At 64.4% G+C, this 15,459-nt stretch carries 15 protein-coding genes; 5 read left to right on the top strand and 10 right to left on the bottom strand.

Features of this window, described 5'->3' with window-relative positions; genetic code table 11:
* Positions 1-179: 179 nt before the first annotated feature.
* The 5 genes from ISP20_RS05530 to grxD form a co-directional block, all read right to left on the bottom strand.
* Positions 180-2,609, bottom strand: a complete 2,430-nt coding sequence (locus ISP20_RS05530) for a TonB-dependent receptor (protein WP_239535372.1) — start codon at positions 2,607-2,609, stop codon at positions 180-182.
* A gap of 480 nt (positions 2,610-3,089) precedes the next feature.
* Positions 3,090-4,799, bottom strand: a complete 1,710-nt coding sequence (gene olsF, locus ISP20_RS05525; protein ID WP_204635086.1) for a bifunctional ornithine lipid synthase OlsF — start codon at positions 4,797-4,799, stop codon at positions 3,090-3,092.
* Between the two features lie 101 nt (positions 4,800-4,900).
* Positions 4,901-5,500 carry a YhgN family NAAT transporter gene (locus ISP20_RS05520; protein WP_204635873.1) on the bottom strand — a complete coding sequence of 200 codons (600 nt, stop codon included), beginning with the start codon at positions 5,498-5,500 and terminating at the stop codon, positions 4,901-4,903.
* Between the two features lie 36 nt (positions 5,501-5,536).
* A complete protein-coding gene (locus ISP20_RS05515) occupies positions 5,537-6,307 on the bottom strand; it encodes an SDR family NAD(P)-dependent oxidoreductase (RefSeq protein ID WP_204635085.1) in 771 nt (256 codons plus the stop codon).
* On the bottom strand, positions 6,307-6,630 hold the full coding sequence (gene grxD / locus ISP20_RS05510) for a Grx4 family monothiol glutaredoxin (protein ID WP_204635084.1): 324 nt from the start codon (positions 6,628-6,630) through the stop codon (positions 6,307-6,309). The genes ISP20_RS05515 and grxD overlap by 1 nt, the downstream gene beginning before the upstream one ends.
* 124 nt (positions 6,631-6,754) lie before the next feature.
* On the opposite strand from grxD, the gene sodB reads away from it, so the two are divergent.
* Positions 6,755-7,333: a superoxide dismutase [Fe] gene (sodB, locus tag ISP20_RS05505; protein WP_204635083.1), complete on the top strand. Its 579-nt coding sequence runs from the start codon at positions 6,755-6,757 to the stop codon at positions 7,331-7,333.
* A 154-nt stretch (positions 7,334-7,487) separates the two neighbouring features.
* Here the strand turns inward: sodB and ISP20_RS05500 are convergent, their stop codons facing one another.
* Together ISP20_RS05500 and purE are read right to left on the bottom strand one after the other, a co-directional pair.
* Complete coding sequence (locus ISP20_RS05500; RefSeq protein WP_204635082.1) at positions 7,488-8,651, bottom strand: 5-(carboxyamino)imidazole ribonucleotide synthase; 1,164 nt, start codon at positions 8,649-8,651, stop codon at positions 7,488-7,490.
* Positions 8,648-9,151 (bottom strand): 5-(carboxyamino)imidazole ribonucleotide mutase, encoded by a 504-nt coding sequence (gene purE / locus ISP20_RS05495; RefSeq protein ID WP_204635081.1) that lies wholly within the window; start codon positions 9,149-9,151, stop codon positions 8,648-8,650. The genes ISP20_RS05500 and purE overlap by 4 nt, the downstream gene beginning before the upstream one ends.
* A 63-nt stretch (positions 9,152-9,214) precedes the next feature.
* Between purE and ISP20_RS05490 the strand changes: the two genes are divergently transcribed.
* The 4 genes from ISP20_RS05490 to ISP20_RS05475 all read left to right on the top strand — a co-directional run bounded on the left by ISP20_RS05490 (position 9,215) and on the right by ISP20_RS05475 (position 13,347).
* On the top strand, positions 9,215-9,487 hold the full coding sequence (locus ISP20_RS05490; protein WP_204635080.1) for a Trm112 family protein: 273 nt from the start codon (positions 9,215-9,217) through the stop codon (positions 9,485-9,487).
* A 165-nt stretch (positions 9,488-9,652) separates the two neighbouring features.
* Positions 9,653-11,959 carry a DUF1631 domain-containing protein gene (locus ISP20_RS05485; protein WP_204635079.1) on the top strand — a complete coding sequence of 769 codons (2,307 nt, stop codon included), beginning with the start codon at positions 9,653-9,655 and terminating at the stop codon, positions 11,957-11,959.
* A complete protein-coding gene (gene nadC / locus ISP20_RS05480; protein WP_204635078.1) occupies positions 11,956-12,810 on the top strand; it encodes a carboxylating nicotinate-nucleotide diphosphorylase in 855 nt (284 codons plus the stop codon). The genes ISP20_RS05485 and nadC overlap by 4 nt, the downstream gene beginning before the upstream one ends.
* 129 nt (positions 12,811-12,939) lie before the next feature.
* Entirely contained in the window at positions 12,940-13,347 is a 408-nt protein-coding gene (locus ISP20_RS05475; protein ID WP_204635077.1) for a DUF3301 domain-containing protein, read from the top strand.
* A gap of 49 nt (positions 13,348-13,396) precedes the next feature.
* On the opposite strand, the gene ISP20_RS05470 is transcribed toward ISP20_RS05475, so the two are convergent.
* The 3 genes from ISP20_RS05470 to ISP20_RS05460 all read right to left on the bottom strand — a co-directional run bounded on the left by ISP20_RS05470 (position 13,397) and on the right by ISP20_RS05460 (position 15,448).
* The gene (locus ISP20_RS05470; protein ID WP_425490777.1) at positions 13,397-13,846 is read right to left on the bottom strand and encodes a ClpXP protease specificity-enhancing factor; all 450 of its coding nucleotides are present in this window, start codon (positions 13,844-13,846) and stop codon (positions 13,397-13,399) included.
* Between the two features lie 160 nt (positions 13,847-14,006).
* Complete coding sequence (locus tag ISP20_RS05465) at positions 14,007-14,630, bottom strand: glutathione S-transferase N-terminal domain-containing protein (RefSeq protein ID WP_204635076.1); 624 nt, start codon at positions 14,628-14,630, stop codon at positions 14,007-14,009.
* A gap of 89 nt (positions 14,631-14,719) precedes the next feature.
* Positions 14,720-15,448: a cytochrome c1 gene (locus tag ISP20_RS05460; RefSeq protein WP_204635871.1), complete on the bottom strand. Its 729-nt coding sequence runs from the start codon at positions 15,446-15,448 to the stop codon at positions 14,720-14,722.
* Between the last annotated feature and the right edge of the window lie 11 nt (positions 15,449-15,459).

The raw sequence follows: 15,459 nt of genomic DNA, 5'->3' as shown, positions 1-15,459 counted from the left end.
ATCACGACGAATGTATCCGCATTATATTACAATTTCGTAACTTTTTGACGAAATACTCACAGTTCTTGCGGGCCATTCTTACGCTTCGCGTAAGTTATTGATGGCCGAAAACATTTCTTCGGGCACAAAAAACCGGCGCCTTGCGGCGCCGGTTTCGGGTACTGCTTAAGCCGTTCGACTTAGAAGAACGAGATGCCGAAGGTGACCATGTAGGTGCGGTCTTCCAGCAGCGAGTAGTACGGCGCCGAGGTGAACAGCGTACCGCCCGTGTTGACGTCCTTGATGGTGTTGCCCGGATTGCTGGCCAGGAACGCGCCGATGTTGTTGGCGTTGGTCAGCGCACGCTTGTTGGTCAGGTTGAACACGTTGAGCTTGATGTACGGGCTGCGCAGCCAGGTGGCGAAGTCGTCGAACTTCCAGCCGGCGTTCAAGTTGAACACCGTGTAGCCGCCCACCTGCTCGGTGTTCGACCAGTCGCCCCAGATTGGACCGCGGTACTTGGCGTCCAGGCTGGCCCAGAACGGACCATGGTCGTAACCCAGGCGCACATAGCCGGAGTTCTTCGGCGTGTTGAGGAAGGTCTTGCCTTCGGTCGGGTAGGTACCGTCGCCAAAGGTGGCCACGTTGCCGTCGAGGATGGCCTTCTGGTACGAGTAGTTGCCGTACAGGGTCCAGTCCTGGGCGAACTTGTAGCTGCCTTCAGCGGTGACGCCGCGCATGTGCATCTTCGGCAGGTTCAGGTACACCGTCTGGCCGGAGTTCACGTCGTAGCCCGAGATCTGCTTGTTGACCAGGTGCGACTCGTACGCGTCGACGTTGGCCGAGAAGCGATCGGCATAGAAGCGCCAGCCCAGGTCGACCGTGGTGGCCTCTTCCGGCTTGGACTGATAGGTGCCGGCTGCCGCGTTGGCGAGGTTCTTCGGGTTGTCCGCCACGGCAACGTTCTGCAGCAGCGAGCCGTTGATCGGTGCGCGGTAGGTGCGGCCGGCGCCGATGTAGAACTGGTTCTCGTCATTGAGCTGGTACTTCACGCCAGCGGTCGGGCTGACCTTGTGATAGGTCGCTTCGGCCGTGCCGCCGAACTGGTTGGTCTTGGCAGTGGGAGTGCTGTAGCTGCCCCAGTTCTCGTAGTCGTAACCGGCACGGTCTTCCCACAGGTACGCCGCGCCGACCGTGATGGTCCACTTGTCGTTCGGGGTCCAGGTGTTGGTGGCGAAGAACTTCTTGATCTCGGAGTTGGTGTACTCGCGGTACAAGCGCTGGATCACGCCATTGGAGTAGCGAATGTAGTTGGAGTCGCCCCAGAAATCGGACGGCTCGCCGCCAACGGCGGGGTTGAAGACTTCCTGCTGCTGCTGGCGGGCACGCTCGTACCAGAAGCCGTATTCCAGGCTGTCGTCCATGCCGAAGTCCTGGTTCAACTTGGCGATGACACCCGGACGGTAGGTGAAGGTCTGGCTGACGTCGTAAGCCACGGCGGTGCCGCCGATCTTGCCGTCGCCGTTGAGGTCCTGGTCGGCCACGCCGATCACGTTCTGCGGCACGGTCGATTCGGTGAACTTGTAGCCGCCACCGCCGCCGCCGTTGCCGTACCAGAAGTACGGCACCACCGACAGGCGCAGGCTGTCAGCCAGCTTGAACTCGCCATCGAGGCTGGCCAGCCAGCTGGTGAACGGGTTGGTGTGGAGCTTCCAGTAATACGTATCGGTCGGGCTGTACGGCTCGTCGTAGCTCTGGAAATAGCCCCCCGTACGCACCTGGGCCTTGGTCAGGCTGTCGTAGCTGTAGTTGCGCTCGCGGTTGTACTGGACCGAACCGGAGATGTAGTTGTTGTCGTCGATCGTCCACAGCGCCTTGCCGTCGACCTTGGTGACGTTCAGGTCACCCGGGCCGCGCCAGAAGTCGCCGGTGTTGTTCGAGTAGGACAGCCACGCGCGCACCGGACCGAGGTCGCCGGTGTTGAAGCGCAGATAGGTGCGGCGATAGTCGTGGTTGCCCAGGCTCTGGGCAAAGTCCAGGCCGGCCGTGTGCGACGGGTCGATGGTGACCCAGGAAATGGCGCCGCCGGCCGCGCCGGAGATCGGCGTGTCGACGTCCGGGTAACCCTGCAGCACGGTGATGTCACCCATGTTCTCGGTGTCGCCGTACTCGGTCGAATAGACCTTGTAGTTGCCGCTGTCGTTGATCGGCGCGCCGTTCACGGTGGTACCGATTTCGTCGCTGGTGAAGCCGCGGATCTGGTAGTTGCCGTTGGCCAGGCCGCTGACGTCGTCGGTCGAGGCGTTCACGCCCGGGATCGAGTCGATCATCTGCACGAAGGTGCCGCCCGGGGCTGCCTTGACGATGGCGTCGCGGCTGATGGTCGAAACCGCCTTCGGAGCCGTCTGCACCGACATCAGGCCGTCACCCAGCGACAGGCTCTGCGCCTGCACCGTCACGGTGTCCAGCTGCTGGGCACGCTTGGTGTCGTTGGAGGTGGTGGTGTTGGACGTGCTCGACGGACCCGAACGCTGTACCGGTTCCTTGGTCTGCGGGTTGCTGGTCTGGCCCGTGCTGTCCTGGGCCGAGGCAACACCGGCAGCCATGCAAAACACGACAGCGATGGCCATGGAAAGGTGGTTTCGTTTCATCATCATCATTCCAGAATGGACAAAAGTTTGAAGTCAGCTGCCGCCCGGAGGTCGTCAGCAAACAAGAAGTAAAGAAGGACGTCGCCCGACAGAAAGAACTCGCGATTTATCGAAAAATATTCCGCAACCCATTGCCTAAAAACGCAATTTCATGCCATTTAACGTAAATTTAAACGTTTTCTCCGGGCGTAAAAAAGCCCGATCGGTAAAAATCGGGCGAAATTACGAATTCAGTTACGACGGTTGGTCAGGGGCAGCAACACGCTCCCTTCTGCCTCGACCAACGCCGTCAGCTTGGCATAACTATTTTACAAGAAATTTACCGCAGGATCACGCGGTGGATCACGAACACGTATTTACCTGCCCCCGGTGGTCAATAAGGAACCACCGAAAACCCCTGTCAGGCAATGGCCAATCGTCCTATGGACGCCGAAGCGCCCCAGAGTTTTGACGGCGCCCTCATTTCCCCAGATAGCGGGCGCGCTTGGCCGGCTTGAGCGTGGCCAGATCCAGCATCACCAGGCCATCGACACAGCCCGAGAAACCCGGGTCTTCGCCGAAGTCGAGGAACTGCACGCCCTCCGGTTCCACCAGGTCGACGTACTGGCGATACAGCACCGGCAGGCTCACGCCCAACGCATCCAGATGATGCTTGAGCTTGCCCAGGCCGGCGGCCGGATCGAGGCCTTCCAGGGCATCGCGGACCAGTTCGATCACCGCGGGCGACACCACGAACGGCTGACGCGCCGAGGCCAGGCCCGGTGCACCGAAATAATGCTGGTGCGCCGCCGCGATCCACTCGCGCGCCTCGCGCGGCAGGCTGACCGACATGCTCACCGGACCGAACAGATAACGCAGATCGGCATGGCGCTGCAGATACAGGCCGATGCCCTGCCACAGCTGATCGAGCGCACGCGAACGCCAGTAGGCCGGCGCGATGAAACTGCGGCCCAATTCCAGGCCCTGCGCCAGGCGCGATTCCAGCGCCGGCGAGTACTGGAACAAGCTGGAGGTGTAGAGCGCCTGCATGCCGCGTTCGGCAATCAGGCGGCCGCCGTGACCGAAGCGATAGGAACCGACGATGCGCAGTGCTTTCGGATCCCACAGCACCAGATGCTCGTAGTGCGGATCGTAGGCATCGAGGTCGCGACGCGCGCCGGTGCCCTCGCCCACCTTGCGGAAGGTCAGTTCGCGCAGGCGGCCGATTTCACGCAGCACGGCGCTGTCCGAAGCGCCCTTGAACAGCAGGATCTGCTTGCCGTCATTGAGATCGGCGAGTTTCTCCGCCTGCGACTGCAGCTCGGCCACCACGCGTTCGGTCGGCTCGGGATGCGCCAGCGGCGCCTGCCCGCCGAAGATCAGGCCGCGATGACGACCCACACGATAGACATGGCGACGCATCAGCTTCGCCGCACGCTTGGTCGAACCGCCGCTGTGCTGCTCGAGTTCGTCGGCCGAGACCAGCTGGCCCACGCTGAAACCCACGCGGCGGCTGGACGGCGAGATGGCTTCGCGCGGCAGCATGGCCGTGCTCAGCGGTTTGGCCAGCATCGACAGGCCGTAGAACATGGCGGAATTGCGGGCAGCCACGTGGATCGGCAGCACCGGCACGCGGCTGCGCTGCGCCAGGCGCGCAAAACCATCGGCCCAGCGTCCATCGCTCACGCCCGAGGGGCGTACGCGCGAGACTTCGCCGGCCGGGAACACGATCAGCGCTTCGCCGTTGTCGAGTGCGCGATAGATGTCGCGCATCTTCGAGGCCGCGCCTTTGCCGAAGACATCCACCGGCAGCAGCAACTTGTGCAGCGGCTCGATCGACATCAGCCAGTCGTTGGCAAGGATGCGCACGTCGCTGCGCACCGAGCCCACCATCTGCAGCAAGGTCAGCGCATCGATCATGCCCAGCGGATGGTTGGCGACGATCAGCACGCCCCCTTCCACCGGGATGTTCTCGCGCTCGCGAGGATTGACGAAGTAGCTGACGCCAAGCACGTCGAGCACGCGCTCGACGAAATCGAAGCCTTCGGCCTCTCCGGCGGCTACCAGTGTGCGGTTGAAACCATCCTCATCGGCCAGCCGGCCCAGCATGCCAGCCATCGGCCGGCGGATCAGGGGATGTTGTGCCAACCATGGCAGACGTTCGGTGAGGGTCTGTTCGACACTGAGCATGACCGCCTCCTGGGATTTACCCCAAATGCTGGTAGCGGATTATGACAGCAAGGTTATGCGGATTGGTCCGAAAGGTCACGGTGTGTGACGTTAGTGCTGTTTCAAACGACAAGATGCAGATACGCGGTCACGCCGCCCATGAACATCTGCACCGACAGCGCGATCAGCAGCATGCCCATCACCCGCTCAAGCGCCGTGAGCACGCTCTCGCCCAGCCAGCGGAACAGATAGGTGGAACACAGCAGGATCACCGAGGTCGCCAGCCACGCGCCCAGCAAGGCAATGGCCCAGTCCGCCGTGCGGCCAGGCTGGGTATTGGTCAGCAGTAACAGAGCGGCCATGGCCGATGGCCCGGCCACGCCAGGGATGGCCATCGGCACGATGAACGGCTCGCCCTCGCCCTGCTTGCCGAAGATGCCGCCGCCGTCGGCCGGCGGAAACACCATGCGGATACCGATCAGGAACAGCACAATGCCGCCGGCGATGCTGATCGACTCCTGCCGCAGTTGCAGCAGCCTGAGCAGATGCTGGCCGCCGATCAGGAAGCCGAGCAATACGCCCAGCGCGATCAGCAGCTCGCGGATCATCACCTTGCGGCGCCGCTTGGGCGCCACGTCCTTGAGCAGGCTCAGGAAGATCGGGATGTTGCCGAGCGGGTCCATGATCAGGAACAACAAGATCGCCGCCGACAGCGTGGTCATCTGCGTTTCCATGTCAGCGCTGTTCCTGCTTCATGGTCATGCCGGTGCGCGCAGATCGAGCGCCGCGCCGCGCGCGTGCTGGCCCTTCTCGCTCAACAGATAGATGGCCGCCTCGGCCGCCGCGTCCGGCGGCGGCTGGAGCATGGTGTCTTCGCCGAAATACGCCGCACGCCGCAGCGTGGTGCGCATCGGCGCAGGCAACAGGGCATGCGCGCGCAGCGGTGATTGCTCGGTTTCCTGATGCAGGATTTCGACCAGCCGTTCCAACGCAGCCTTCGACACGCCGTAGGCGCCCCAATGCGCGCGCTGCACCAGCTCCGGATTGTCCAGCACGAACACCACGGCACTGTCCGAAGCGCGCGTGAGCAGCGACATGCAGGCCTGGGTGAGTGCGAACGGCGCCGACACGTTGACGTGCATCGCACGCAGCCAGTCGTCGGGCTTGTGCACGGCCAAGGGGGTCAGCTCCTTGAAGCTGGCGGCGGCATGCACGATGCCGTCGAGCCGGCCGAAGTCGCGTTCGAGGCCATCGGCCAGCGCTTCGTAATCGCGCGGCGTGGCCACTTCCATGTCGAGCGGATGGATCACCGGCTCGGGCAGACCCTCGCCGACCATCGCATCGTAAAGTTGTTCGAGCTGGCGCTTGCGGCGACCGGTGATCACCACCGTCGCGCCGGCGCGCGATGCGGCACGCGCTACGGCAGCGCCCAGGCCACCGTAGGCACCGGTGACCAGCACGACGCGGCCGGCCAGCGAACCGGGCTCAAGCACCCAGCCTTCCGGCAAACGAACCAGGGGAAGCGCCATCAGGAATCGGCTCCCGCCACATCGGCCGCCATGCGCGCGAGTTCGCCAGCCGCCTTGAGGTCTTCGATGATGTCGCAACCGCCGATCAGCTCGCCCTGGATGAAGAGCTGCGGGAATGTCGGCCAGTTCGCGTAATGCGGCAGCGCCGCACGGACTTCCGGATCGGCCAGCACGTTGACGGCGTGAAATTGTGCGCCCGCCTCCGTCAACGCCTGCGCGGCGCGGCCGGAGAAGCCGCACATGGGGAACTGCGGCGTGCCCTTCATGAAGAGCACGATCGCATGTTCGGCCAGGACCGCCTTGATTCGCTCGTTAACGTCCATAATTCGAGTGCTTCATCGTTACAATGCAATGAGATCGATAGTGTATCAGTCGTGCGCGGGTCGCCGGTCCTCGGCCAATCCAGCCCGACGCCTCTTTCCTCAGCCAACGCCCAGGAGCCACCACATGGCGATCGAACTCCCCCCTTTGCCCTATGAAAAGAACGCACTCGAGCCGCACATCTCCGCGGAGACGCTCGAGTATCACTACGGCAAGCACCACCAGGCCTATGTGACCAACCTCAACAACCTGATCAAGGGCACCGAGTTCGAGAACGCCTCGCTCGAGGACATCATCAAGAAGTCGTCCGGCGGCGTGTTCAACAATTCCGCCCAGGTCTGGAACCACACCTTCTACTGGAACTCCTTGAGCCCCAAGGGCGGCAACGAGCCGACCGGCAAGCTGGCCGACGCCATCAACAAGGCATTCGGTTCGTTCGAGAAGTTCAAGGAAGAGTTCACCAAGTCGGCCGTGGGCAACTTCGGTTCGGGCTGGACCTGGCTGGTGCAGCGTCCGGACGGTTCGCTGGGCATCGTCAACACCTCCAACGCGGCCACCCCGATCACCGGTAGCGACAAGCCGCTGCTGACCTGCGACGTGTGGGAACACGCGTACTACATCGACTACCGCAACGCCCGCCCGAAGTACATCGAGGCGTTCTGGAACCTGGCGAACTGGGAATTCGCGGCCAAGAATCTGGCCTGATTCCTTTGCTGGATGTGGTAAGAAAAACGGGGCCTCGCGGCCCCGTTTTTTGTTGGCTCTTCTGTGGGAGCGCACTTGTGCGCGACAAACCTGCGGAGCGGAGCACCCACGCGCCGCCGTCGCGCACAAGTGCGCTCCCACAATGGCCCGGTCCTTATTTACCTTCCAGCAGCTTGTCGACCGCTGGCTTCGCCTGCGGGTCACGACCCAGCGCATGGGCGATACCGGCCAATCGTTCTATCAATTGAGAGGCACCTGGCGCGCACACCGTGGCATGCCCCACCTTGCGACCGAGACGCGGCTGTTTGCCGTAGTCATGCCAGTGCGCATCGATGGCTTCAAGCACCGGCGCGGCATCGGGCAGCTCGCCGATCCAGTTGAACATCGCCGACAGGCCTCGCGCCGAGGTATCGCCCAGCGGCAGTCCAAGCACCGCGCGCACGTGGTTTTCGAACTGGCTGGTGAGCGCGCCTTCGATGGTCCAGTGACCGGAGTTGTGCACGCGCGGCGCCATCTCGTTGCCGAGCAACTCGCCGTCCTTCACGAACAGTTCCAGCGCGAACACACCGACGTAGGACAGCTTCTCCGCCAGCGTGCGCGCCAGCCCGGTGGCGCGCGCCTGCAGCGCGGCGATGTCCGAAGCGGGTGCCAGGCTGAGCGAGAGCACGCCGTCGGTATGCCAGTTCTGGGTGAGCGGCCAGGTGCGGAAATCGCCATCGCGACCGCGCACGGCGATCACCGACAACTCGCGATCGAACGGCACGAACGCTTCGAGGATCAAGCCGTGCGCCTGCGCCTGCGAACCCAGCGCCGCCCACGCAGCATCGGCATCGGCCAGGGTCTTGATGCGGAACTGGCCCTTGCCGTCGTAACCGAGACGACGCGTCTTGAGGATCGCCGGCGAGCCGACCACGGCAAGCGCGTGATCGAGGTCTTCGCGCGTGTCGACGGTCTTGAATTCCGGCGTCTGCAGGCCGCATTCGCGGAACAGCGTCTTCTCGGCCAGACGATCCTGCGCCACGGCGAGCGCGCGCGGCGCGGGGAATACGTCCACGCGCTGGGCGAGCCAGTGCGCGGTTTCGGCCGGCACGTTCTCGAAATCGAAGGTGACCACATCCACTTCGCGGGCGAAGTGCTCCAGCGCGTCGTAGTCGGTCCAGTCGGCGACGACCAGCGGTGCGATCTGGCCGGCGCAGGCGTCGGCAGCGCTATCGACCACCAACGTCTTCACACCCAGCGGTGCGGCGGCCAGCGCCAGCATGCGAGCGAGCTGACCCCCGCCGAGGATGCCCAGTACCGGTTGGCGACGCGCCGTCACGAACGCGGGTCCGGGTTGTCCAGGACGGTCTGCGTCTGTCGGCTGCGGTAGGCATCGAGTGCGGCCGCAATGGCCGGATCGTGCAGCGCCAGCACCGAAGCGGCCAGGATGCCGGCATTCACGGCACCGGCACGACCAATGGCCAGGGTACCCACCGGAATACCGGCCGGCATCTGCGCGATGGAGAGCAGCGAATCCATGCCATTGAGCGCCTTGGACTGCACCGGCACGCCAAACACGGGAAGCCGCGTCTTGGCCGCCAGCATGCCCGGCAGGTGGGCGGCGCCGCCGGCACCGGCCACGATGACCTGGATTCCGCGACCCACCGCTTCCTCGGCGTACTGGAACAGCAGATCCGGCGTCCGATGCGCCGACACCACGCGCACCTCGTGCGCAACGCCTAGCTCGGCCAGCACGCTGGAGGCGTGCTCCATGGTTTCCCAGTCCGAACGGGAGCCCATCACAACGCCCACGCGCGGCGGGAGGGAAGTCGAGGTCATGACCCAAGCCATCCAAAAGGGTTATTGTACGGACTTTCCGCGTCTCGGCACGACCCACTCCCCATGGACAAACGCCTGCTCGAAATCCTCTGCTGCCCGGTCAGCAAGGTTCCCGTCCGCCCGCTCCAGCGCCAGGAGCTGGAAGCACTGAACCAGGCCATCGGGGCCGGCCAGGTGCAGAACGTCGCTGGTGCCCCCGTGAGCGCCCCGGTCACCGAAGCCCTCATTACCACCGACCGGAAGGTCATCTATCGGGTCGAGGACGGCATCCCCGTGATGCTGCCCGAGGAAGGCATCGGTACCTTGCAGCTCACTGACTTTCCGGCGGCCGCCTGACGGCCTTTACAGCCCAAATGGCCGCAAGGACCTGCTTCTTGTGAACGTGTCGACATATATCGATACGGCGAATGACAGCGGCCCATGACTTCCCTTATCGTAGGCTGGCGTATTGTCGTATGTGTCTGTAGGCACATCGGCAGCTCTTTCAGGGGGTGAAAGGCGATGAAAGACGCCAGCGAATCATCCAATATCGTCAGCCTGACCCAGCGCCTGGACCCATCCAGCGAGCGCGGAGGCGCCCTCTTGAACACCGTCCGGGACATTGCGGGCCGTCGCCTGCAGATCTTGATCAACGGCATGTTCGAGCATGTCGACGATGCCCTGTTCGACCTGGCCGAGAAGGCGGAGAACAACGCCGCCCAGATGCACTACTTCGATGGCATGCGCGAAGTGCGAAAGCGCCGTCCGATGGTGGAACGCAGCTTCCTCGCGCAGATCTCCCGCGAACTCACGGATTTCGCCTCGAGCTACCGCAACAACACCGGCAACACCGGCGGCGTGTCGCTGCCGGTCGGCTCGGTGGAGCTGTCGCTGGTCGCCGACAACGAACTGGAAGAATCGCTGGCCATCACCAGCATGATCGGCAAGAACGAAACGCGCCTCACGCGCGACCTGTTCGCCGTGAACCAGCGCCTGTCGGTCATCTACGGGGGCATCAAGATCGACGACGCCACCAATCCGGTGGGTCCGGCCGCGCTGTCGCAGGCATTCCGCCAGGCGATGCGCGAGCTCAGCGCGGAAATGCGCGTCAAGCTGATCATCTACAAGTTGTTCGATCGCTATGTGCTGGCCTCGCTGGACGAGCTTTACCAGGAGATCAACGCCGAACTGGTGCGTGCCGGCGTGCTGCCGCAGCTGCGCCACGAGATCCAGCGTGGCGGCGGCGCTCCACGTACGGGCGGCCAGGCCGCGCCCGCAGCGGACGCTGCAGCTGCCGTGGAACAGGGGGAAGGCAGCTTCCTTGGCGACGACGACAGCGGCAATGCATCGAGCGAACTGATCCAGACCCTGCGCACGCTGTTCAGCGCGCGCCGCGCGGTGCCCACGGGCGCCGTCGGTGTCGGACAGCACCTGCCGGCCGGCGCGGTGCAGTTGCCGAGCGCCAACGAACTGATCGGCGCCTTGAGCGTGTTGCAGAGCCAGGCGGCCATCAACCAGCACATGGCGGTGAATACCGGCAATGCGGTCGAGCTGGCCAACGAGGTACAGCAGCTCAAGGAGCACCTGCTCGCCCAGATCGGCTCCCTGCGCGGCGAAAAGCCCAGCCAGGTGTCGACCATCGACGAGGACACCATCGACCTGGTCGGCATGCTGTTCGAGTTCATCCTCGAAGACCGCAACCTGCCGACCGAGATGCAGGTGTTGCTGGCACGCCTGCAGATTCCGTATCTCAAGGCCGCCATCCTCGACCGCAAGCTGTTCGCGCATCGCCAGCATCCGGCACGCCGGCTGCTCGACAGCCTGGCGGACGCCGCCAAGGGCTGGTCGGCGGAATCGGATCGCGACCATCGCCTGCACGACAAGATCAAATCCATCGTCGACCGCCTGCTGCAGGACTTCGACGATGACATGACCATTTTCGAGCGCCTGTGCGCCGAGCTGCAGGAATTCCAGGACATCAGCCGCCGCCGTGCCGAACTGGCCGAGCAGCGCGTGGCCGAGTCCACCCGTGGCCGCGAGAAGCTCGAACAGGCGCGCCGCCGCGCCGCGCGCGAGATCCTCAGCCGTATAGAAGGCCATAACCTTCCGCCGCTGATCCACGGCATCCTGTCGCGTGCGTGGGCGAATTACCTGGTGCTCACCATTCTTCGCCAGGGCGAGGAATCGAGCGAGTTCCGCGACGCGCTGCGCTTCGCCAACGATTTCATCGACAGCACCAAGCCGGCCCGCACGCTCGACGAGCGACGCGCGCTGCGCCAGATGCTGCCGGGCATCGAGCGCGCGCTGCGCCGCGGCCTGGGCAACGTGGCCTTCCAGGAAAGCGACATCGATCGCCTGCTGGCCCAGCTGCACACCTACTACCGCCACCAGCTCGGCGAAGCCGTGCCGGAGGCCGAAGTACAGGCGGCGGAAGAATCCACCAGCCTGCCGATTCCCGAGAGCATCCAGCCGATCGCCGAATCCGAGGCCGAACTGGACCGCTCCGAGCCCGAGCAGGAACCGGTGCTCGATACGCCCGAGGCGCTGCTCGTTGCCGAACTCAAACCCGGCACCTGGCTGGAGTTCGTGACGGGCCCGGAAACCATCGAGCGCGCCAAGCTCTCGTGGATCAGCCCGATGAGCGGCCGCTACCTGTTCGTGAACCGTCGCGGCCTCAAGGTGGCCGACTACGCGCCGCACGAACTCGCCCAGGCACTCGCCAGCGGCACCGCGCGCGTGCTTGAATCCACCGCACTGTTCGACCGTGCGCTGGATGCCATCGTCGGTCGCCTCAGCCAACCGGCCACGTCCCAAGCAACGAGCGAATGACTTCAGTACAACTTGTTTCACCGCCGTCCGAGCTGATCCAGGCGGATGTCGAACGCGCCTTCGCCGAAGACATCGGCGCCGGCGATGCCACCGCCGAGCTGTTGCCGGCGAACGCCACCGCGAGCGCGGCGCTGACCTGCCGCGAAGAGGCGGTGATGGCCGGCATCGACTGGTTCAACGCCTGTTTCCGCCGGCTCGATCCGCAGGTGCAGATCGAGTGGACCGTGCGCGATGGCGACCGCGTCGCCGCCGGCTCGGTGATCTGCCGCCTGCGCGGCAAGGCACGTGCCCTGGTGACGGCTGAGCGCTCGGCGCTGAATTTCCTGCAGCTGCTTTCCGGCACGGCCACCGCGACCGCGGCCCATGTTGCCGCTGTCGCGGGCACCGAGGTACGCGTGCTCGATACGCGCAAGACCGTTCCCGGCCTGCGGCTTGCCCAGAAATATGCGGTGCGCTGCGGTGGTGGCCATAACCATCGCGTGGGTCTGTACGACGCCATCCTGGTGAAGGAAAACCACATCATCGCGGCGGGCAGCATCAAGGCAGCCGCCGAAGCCGCGCGACGACTGCATCCGAAGCTGTTGCTGGAAATCGAAGTGGAAAACCTCGATGAGCTGCAGCAGGCGCTCGATGCCGGCGCCGATCGCATCATGCTCGACAACTTCACCCTGCCGCTGATGCGCGAAGCCGTAAGCATCGCCAAGGGGCGCGCGGAGCTGGAGATTTCCGGCAACGTGGACTTGTCCACCATCGGCGAATACGCCAGCACGGGCGTGGATTTCATCTCCGTAGGTGCGCTGACCAAGCACGTGCGGGCGGTGGATTTGTCGCTGCGCTTGAAGCTCGACTAAGCGTCGAGGCTTTTTGGCTCGTCATTCCGGCGCAGGCCGGAATGACGGGCTGGAGAGACCGAGGGCGCCGGTAGCGACTTTCACACCGCGCCCCTTGCAAGCCACACGCGACGCCTACACTCTCGCCCCATGAGCGAGCTTTCTGATCTGATCCTGTTGGTACTGCTGCTGGGCATTGTCGGCTCGTGGCTGAAGCTTGCCCGTGGCCGCGAGCAGGCCACGCAGGAGGCGCGCCTGCAATGCCGCCAGCATGGCCTGCAATTGCTGGATGAAAGCGTCGGCCTGCGCGGCCTGCGCCTGCTGCGCCAGCACGGCCAGCTGCTGCTGGAGCGCTGCTACACCTTCGAAGTGAGCATCGATGGCAACGACCGCGAACCCGGCAAGCTGTGGCTGATCGGCTCTTCGCTGAGCGGCCTGAGCCTGCCTACCATCCAGAGCCACCTGCCCGGCCTGCTTTCCGAACATGTGCCGCCGCCGGCGCACGACAACGTGGTGCCGTTGCGCCCGCGTCTGCGCAAGGACAACACGCTGCACTGAGGCCCTACATTCCTGATCGCGCCGACCGCGTCGGCGCGATGGCTGGGGCTTACTTCACCACGCGCAGGAACGGCGCGCTGCGCTTGGGTTTCTCGCCAGCCTCGCCTTCGGGCGGCGGCGGCGTGTCGTTGGGATCGGGCGACGACGGCGGCGGCTGATCGCCCCCCTCTTCCGCCGGAAACATCATGCCCTGCCCATTCTCTTGCGCGTACAGCGCCAGCACGGCCTGCACCGGGATATGGATGTTGTGGCTGACGCCGGAGAAGCGCGCCTGGAAACTGATCCAGTCGTTGCCCAGATCAAGGCTGGCCACGGCGCGCATGGCCAGGTTCAACACCACCTGGCCGTTCTTGATGACCTGGGGAGGCACCCGCACCCCTTCCCGCGAAGCGTCCACGAGGATGTAGGGGGTCAGATTGTTGTCGGTGATCCAGTCGTAAATCGCCCTCAGCAAATAGGGGCGATTGGAGGACATCGGCGGGTGATTGTCGTCGGTCATGCAAAAACCTATGGAGAGCACGCCCTTCGGGAGACCCGGGGCGCGCCAGATGGATCGTGTCAGTTTAATGCCAAGGCGGGGCGAGTTGTCGCAACCGCGCCATAAGGCATGGCCGGGCCAGGCCGGCCGGCGGGCCTGGCCGGACCGTATCCAACCGCCCTCAGGGCCGCATGGCCTTTTCTTCGGGTGTCATGCTGCGCGCATAGCCCTGGCTGGCAAACAGGCGTTCGCCGTAGTCCAGGATGGGTTTGCCCTCGCGGCCGAGGTCCACGCCCAGCCAGGGCAGGCGCCAGACGACCGGGGCCACCAGGCAGTCGGTCAGGCTCATTTCCGGATTCAGGAAGAACCGGGACGCCTTGAACAGCGGCAACGCCCCCAGCAGATGCTCGCGCAACCGCTTGCGGGCCGCGTCGGCCGGGCGGCCGCCCGCCTTGATGGTGTCCACCTCGGGCAGCCAGTCCAGCTCGATCCGCACCGTGGCCAGGCGCAGGCGTGCCCGGGACAGCGGGTCGATCGGCATCAGCGGCGGGTGGGGATAGCGTTCGTCGAGGTATTCGCAGACGACCGCCGTGTTGTAGAGGGTCAGGTCGCGATCGACCAGGGTCGGCGTGCTGCCGTAAGGATTGAGGTCGAGCAGGTCTTCCGGCGGCTTGGCGGGGTCGACGACCACCCTGTCGTAGCTCACGCCCTTGGCGGCGAGCACGAGGCGCGTCCGGTGGCATTGGATGCCATCTGCGGTGGTGTAAAGGGCGAGTGCGGTACGCGAACGAGCGCTTTGGACCATGCGCGATCTCCCCATCGGCTTATCCATGTACGGCGGCCGAGCTTCTGAAGGCTCGTGCCGCCGTACCGTAGGCTCTGAAAGGTGACGTCTTAGTGGACGTCCTTCCAGTACTCCTTCTTTAGCAGATATGCCAGGAAAGTGAAGCCCGCCAGGAACAGCAACACCCAGATGCCGTAGCGCTGGCGCTGGAGGGCGGCCGGTTCGGCGGCGTACTCCAGGAAGTTGGTCAGGTCCCGCGTGGCCTGCTGGTACTGGGCCGGCGTGAGCTTGCCCGGCTGGGAGAGCTCGAGCTTCTCGACGTCGTCGCTGCCTTCCTTCTTCACGGCGGTCTGGATGCCCTGCAGCTCCCACAGCGGGAACGGCATGGAGGCATTCGGGAACACCGTGTTGTTCCAGCCCACCGGACGAGTCGGATCGACATAGAAGGAGTTCAGGTAGCCGTAGACCCAGTCGGCGGTCTTGGCGCGCACTTCCAGCGAGAGATCCGGCGGTGCCTTGCCGAAGAACTGCTGGGCCGAATCTTCCGGCATGTGCGAGATCACCACGTCGCCGAACTTGGCGCCGGTGAAGTTGAGGTTCTTCATCACCTCGTCTTCAGACAGGCCCAGGTCTTCGGCGATGCGCGAATAGCGCACGTACTTCAGCGAGTGGCAACCCACGCAGTAGTTGAAGTACAGCTTGGCACCACGCTGCAGCGACGCCTGGTCGTGCACGTTGGTGCCGGCCGCGGGCAACTTGCCCTCTTCCTGCGCGATGGCCGCATTCGTGCCGACCAGCAAGCCAACGGTGAGCGCAACCGTGGAAATGATTTTCTTCATCGAGGGCTGCC

Origin of the sequence: Dyella kyungheensis, from assembly GCF_016905005.1 — a bacterium.
In the GTDB taxonomy this organism is placed as follows: domain Bacteria; phylum Pseudomonadota; class Gammaproteobacteria; order Xanthomonadales; family Rhodanobacteraceae; genus Dyella; species Dyella kyungheensis.
The sequence above is the reverse complement of the archived record's forward strand: the minus strand, read 5'-3'. Positions and strand labels throughout refer to the sequence as shown.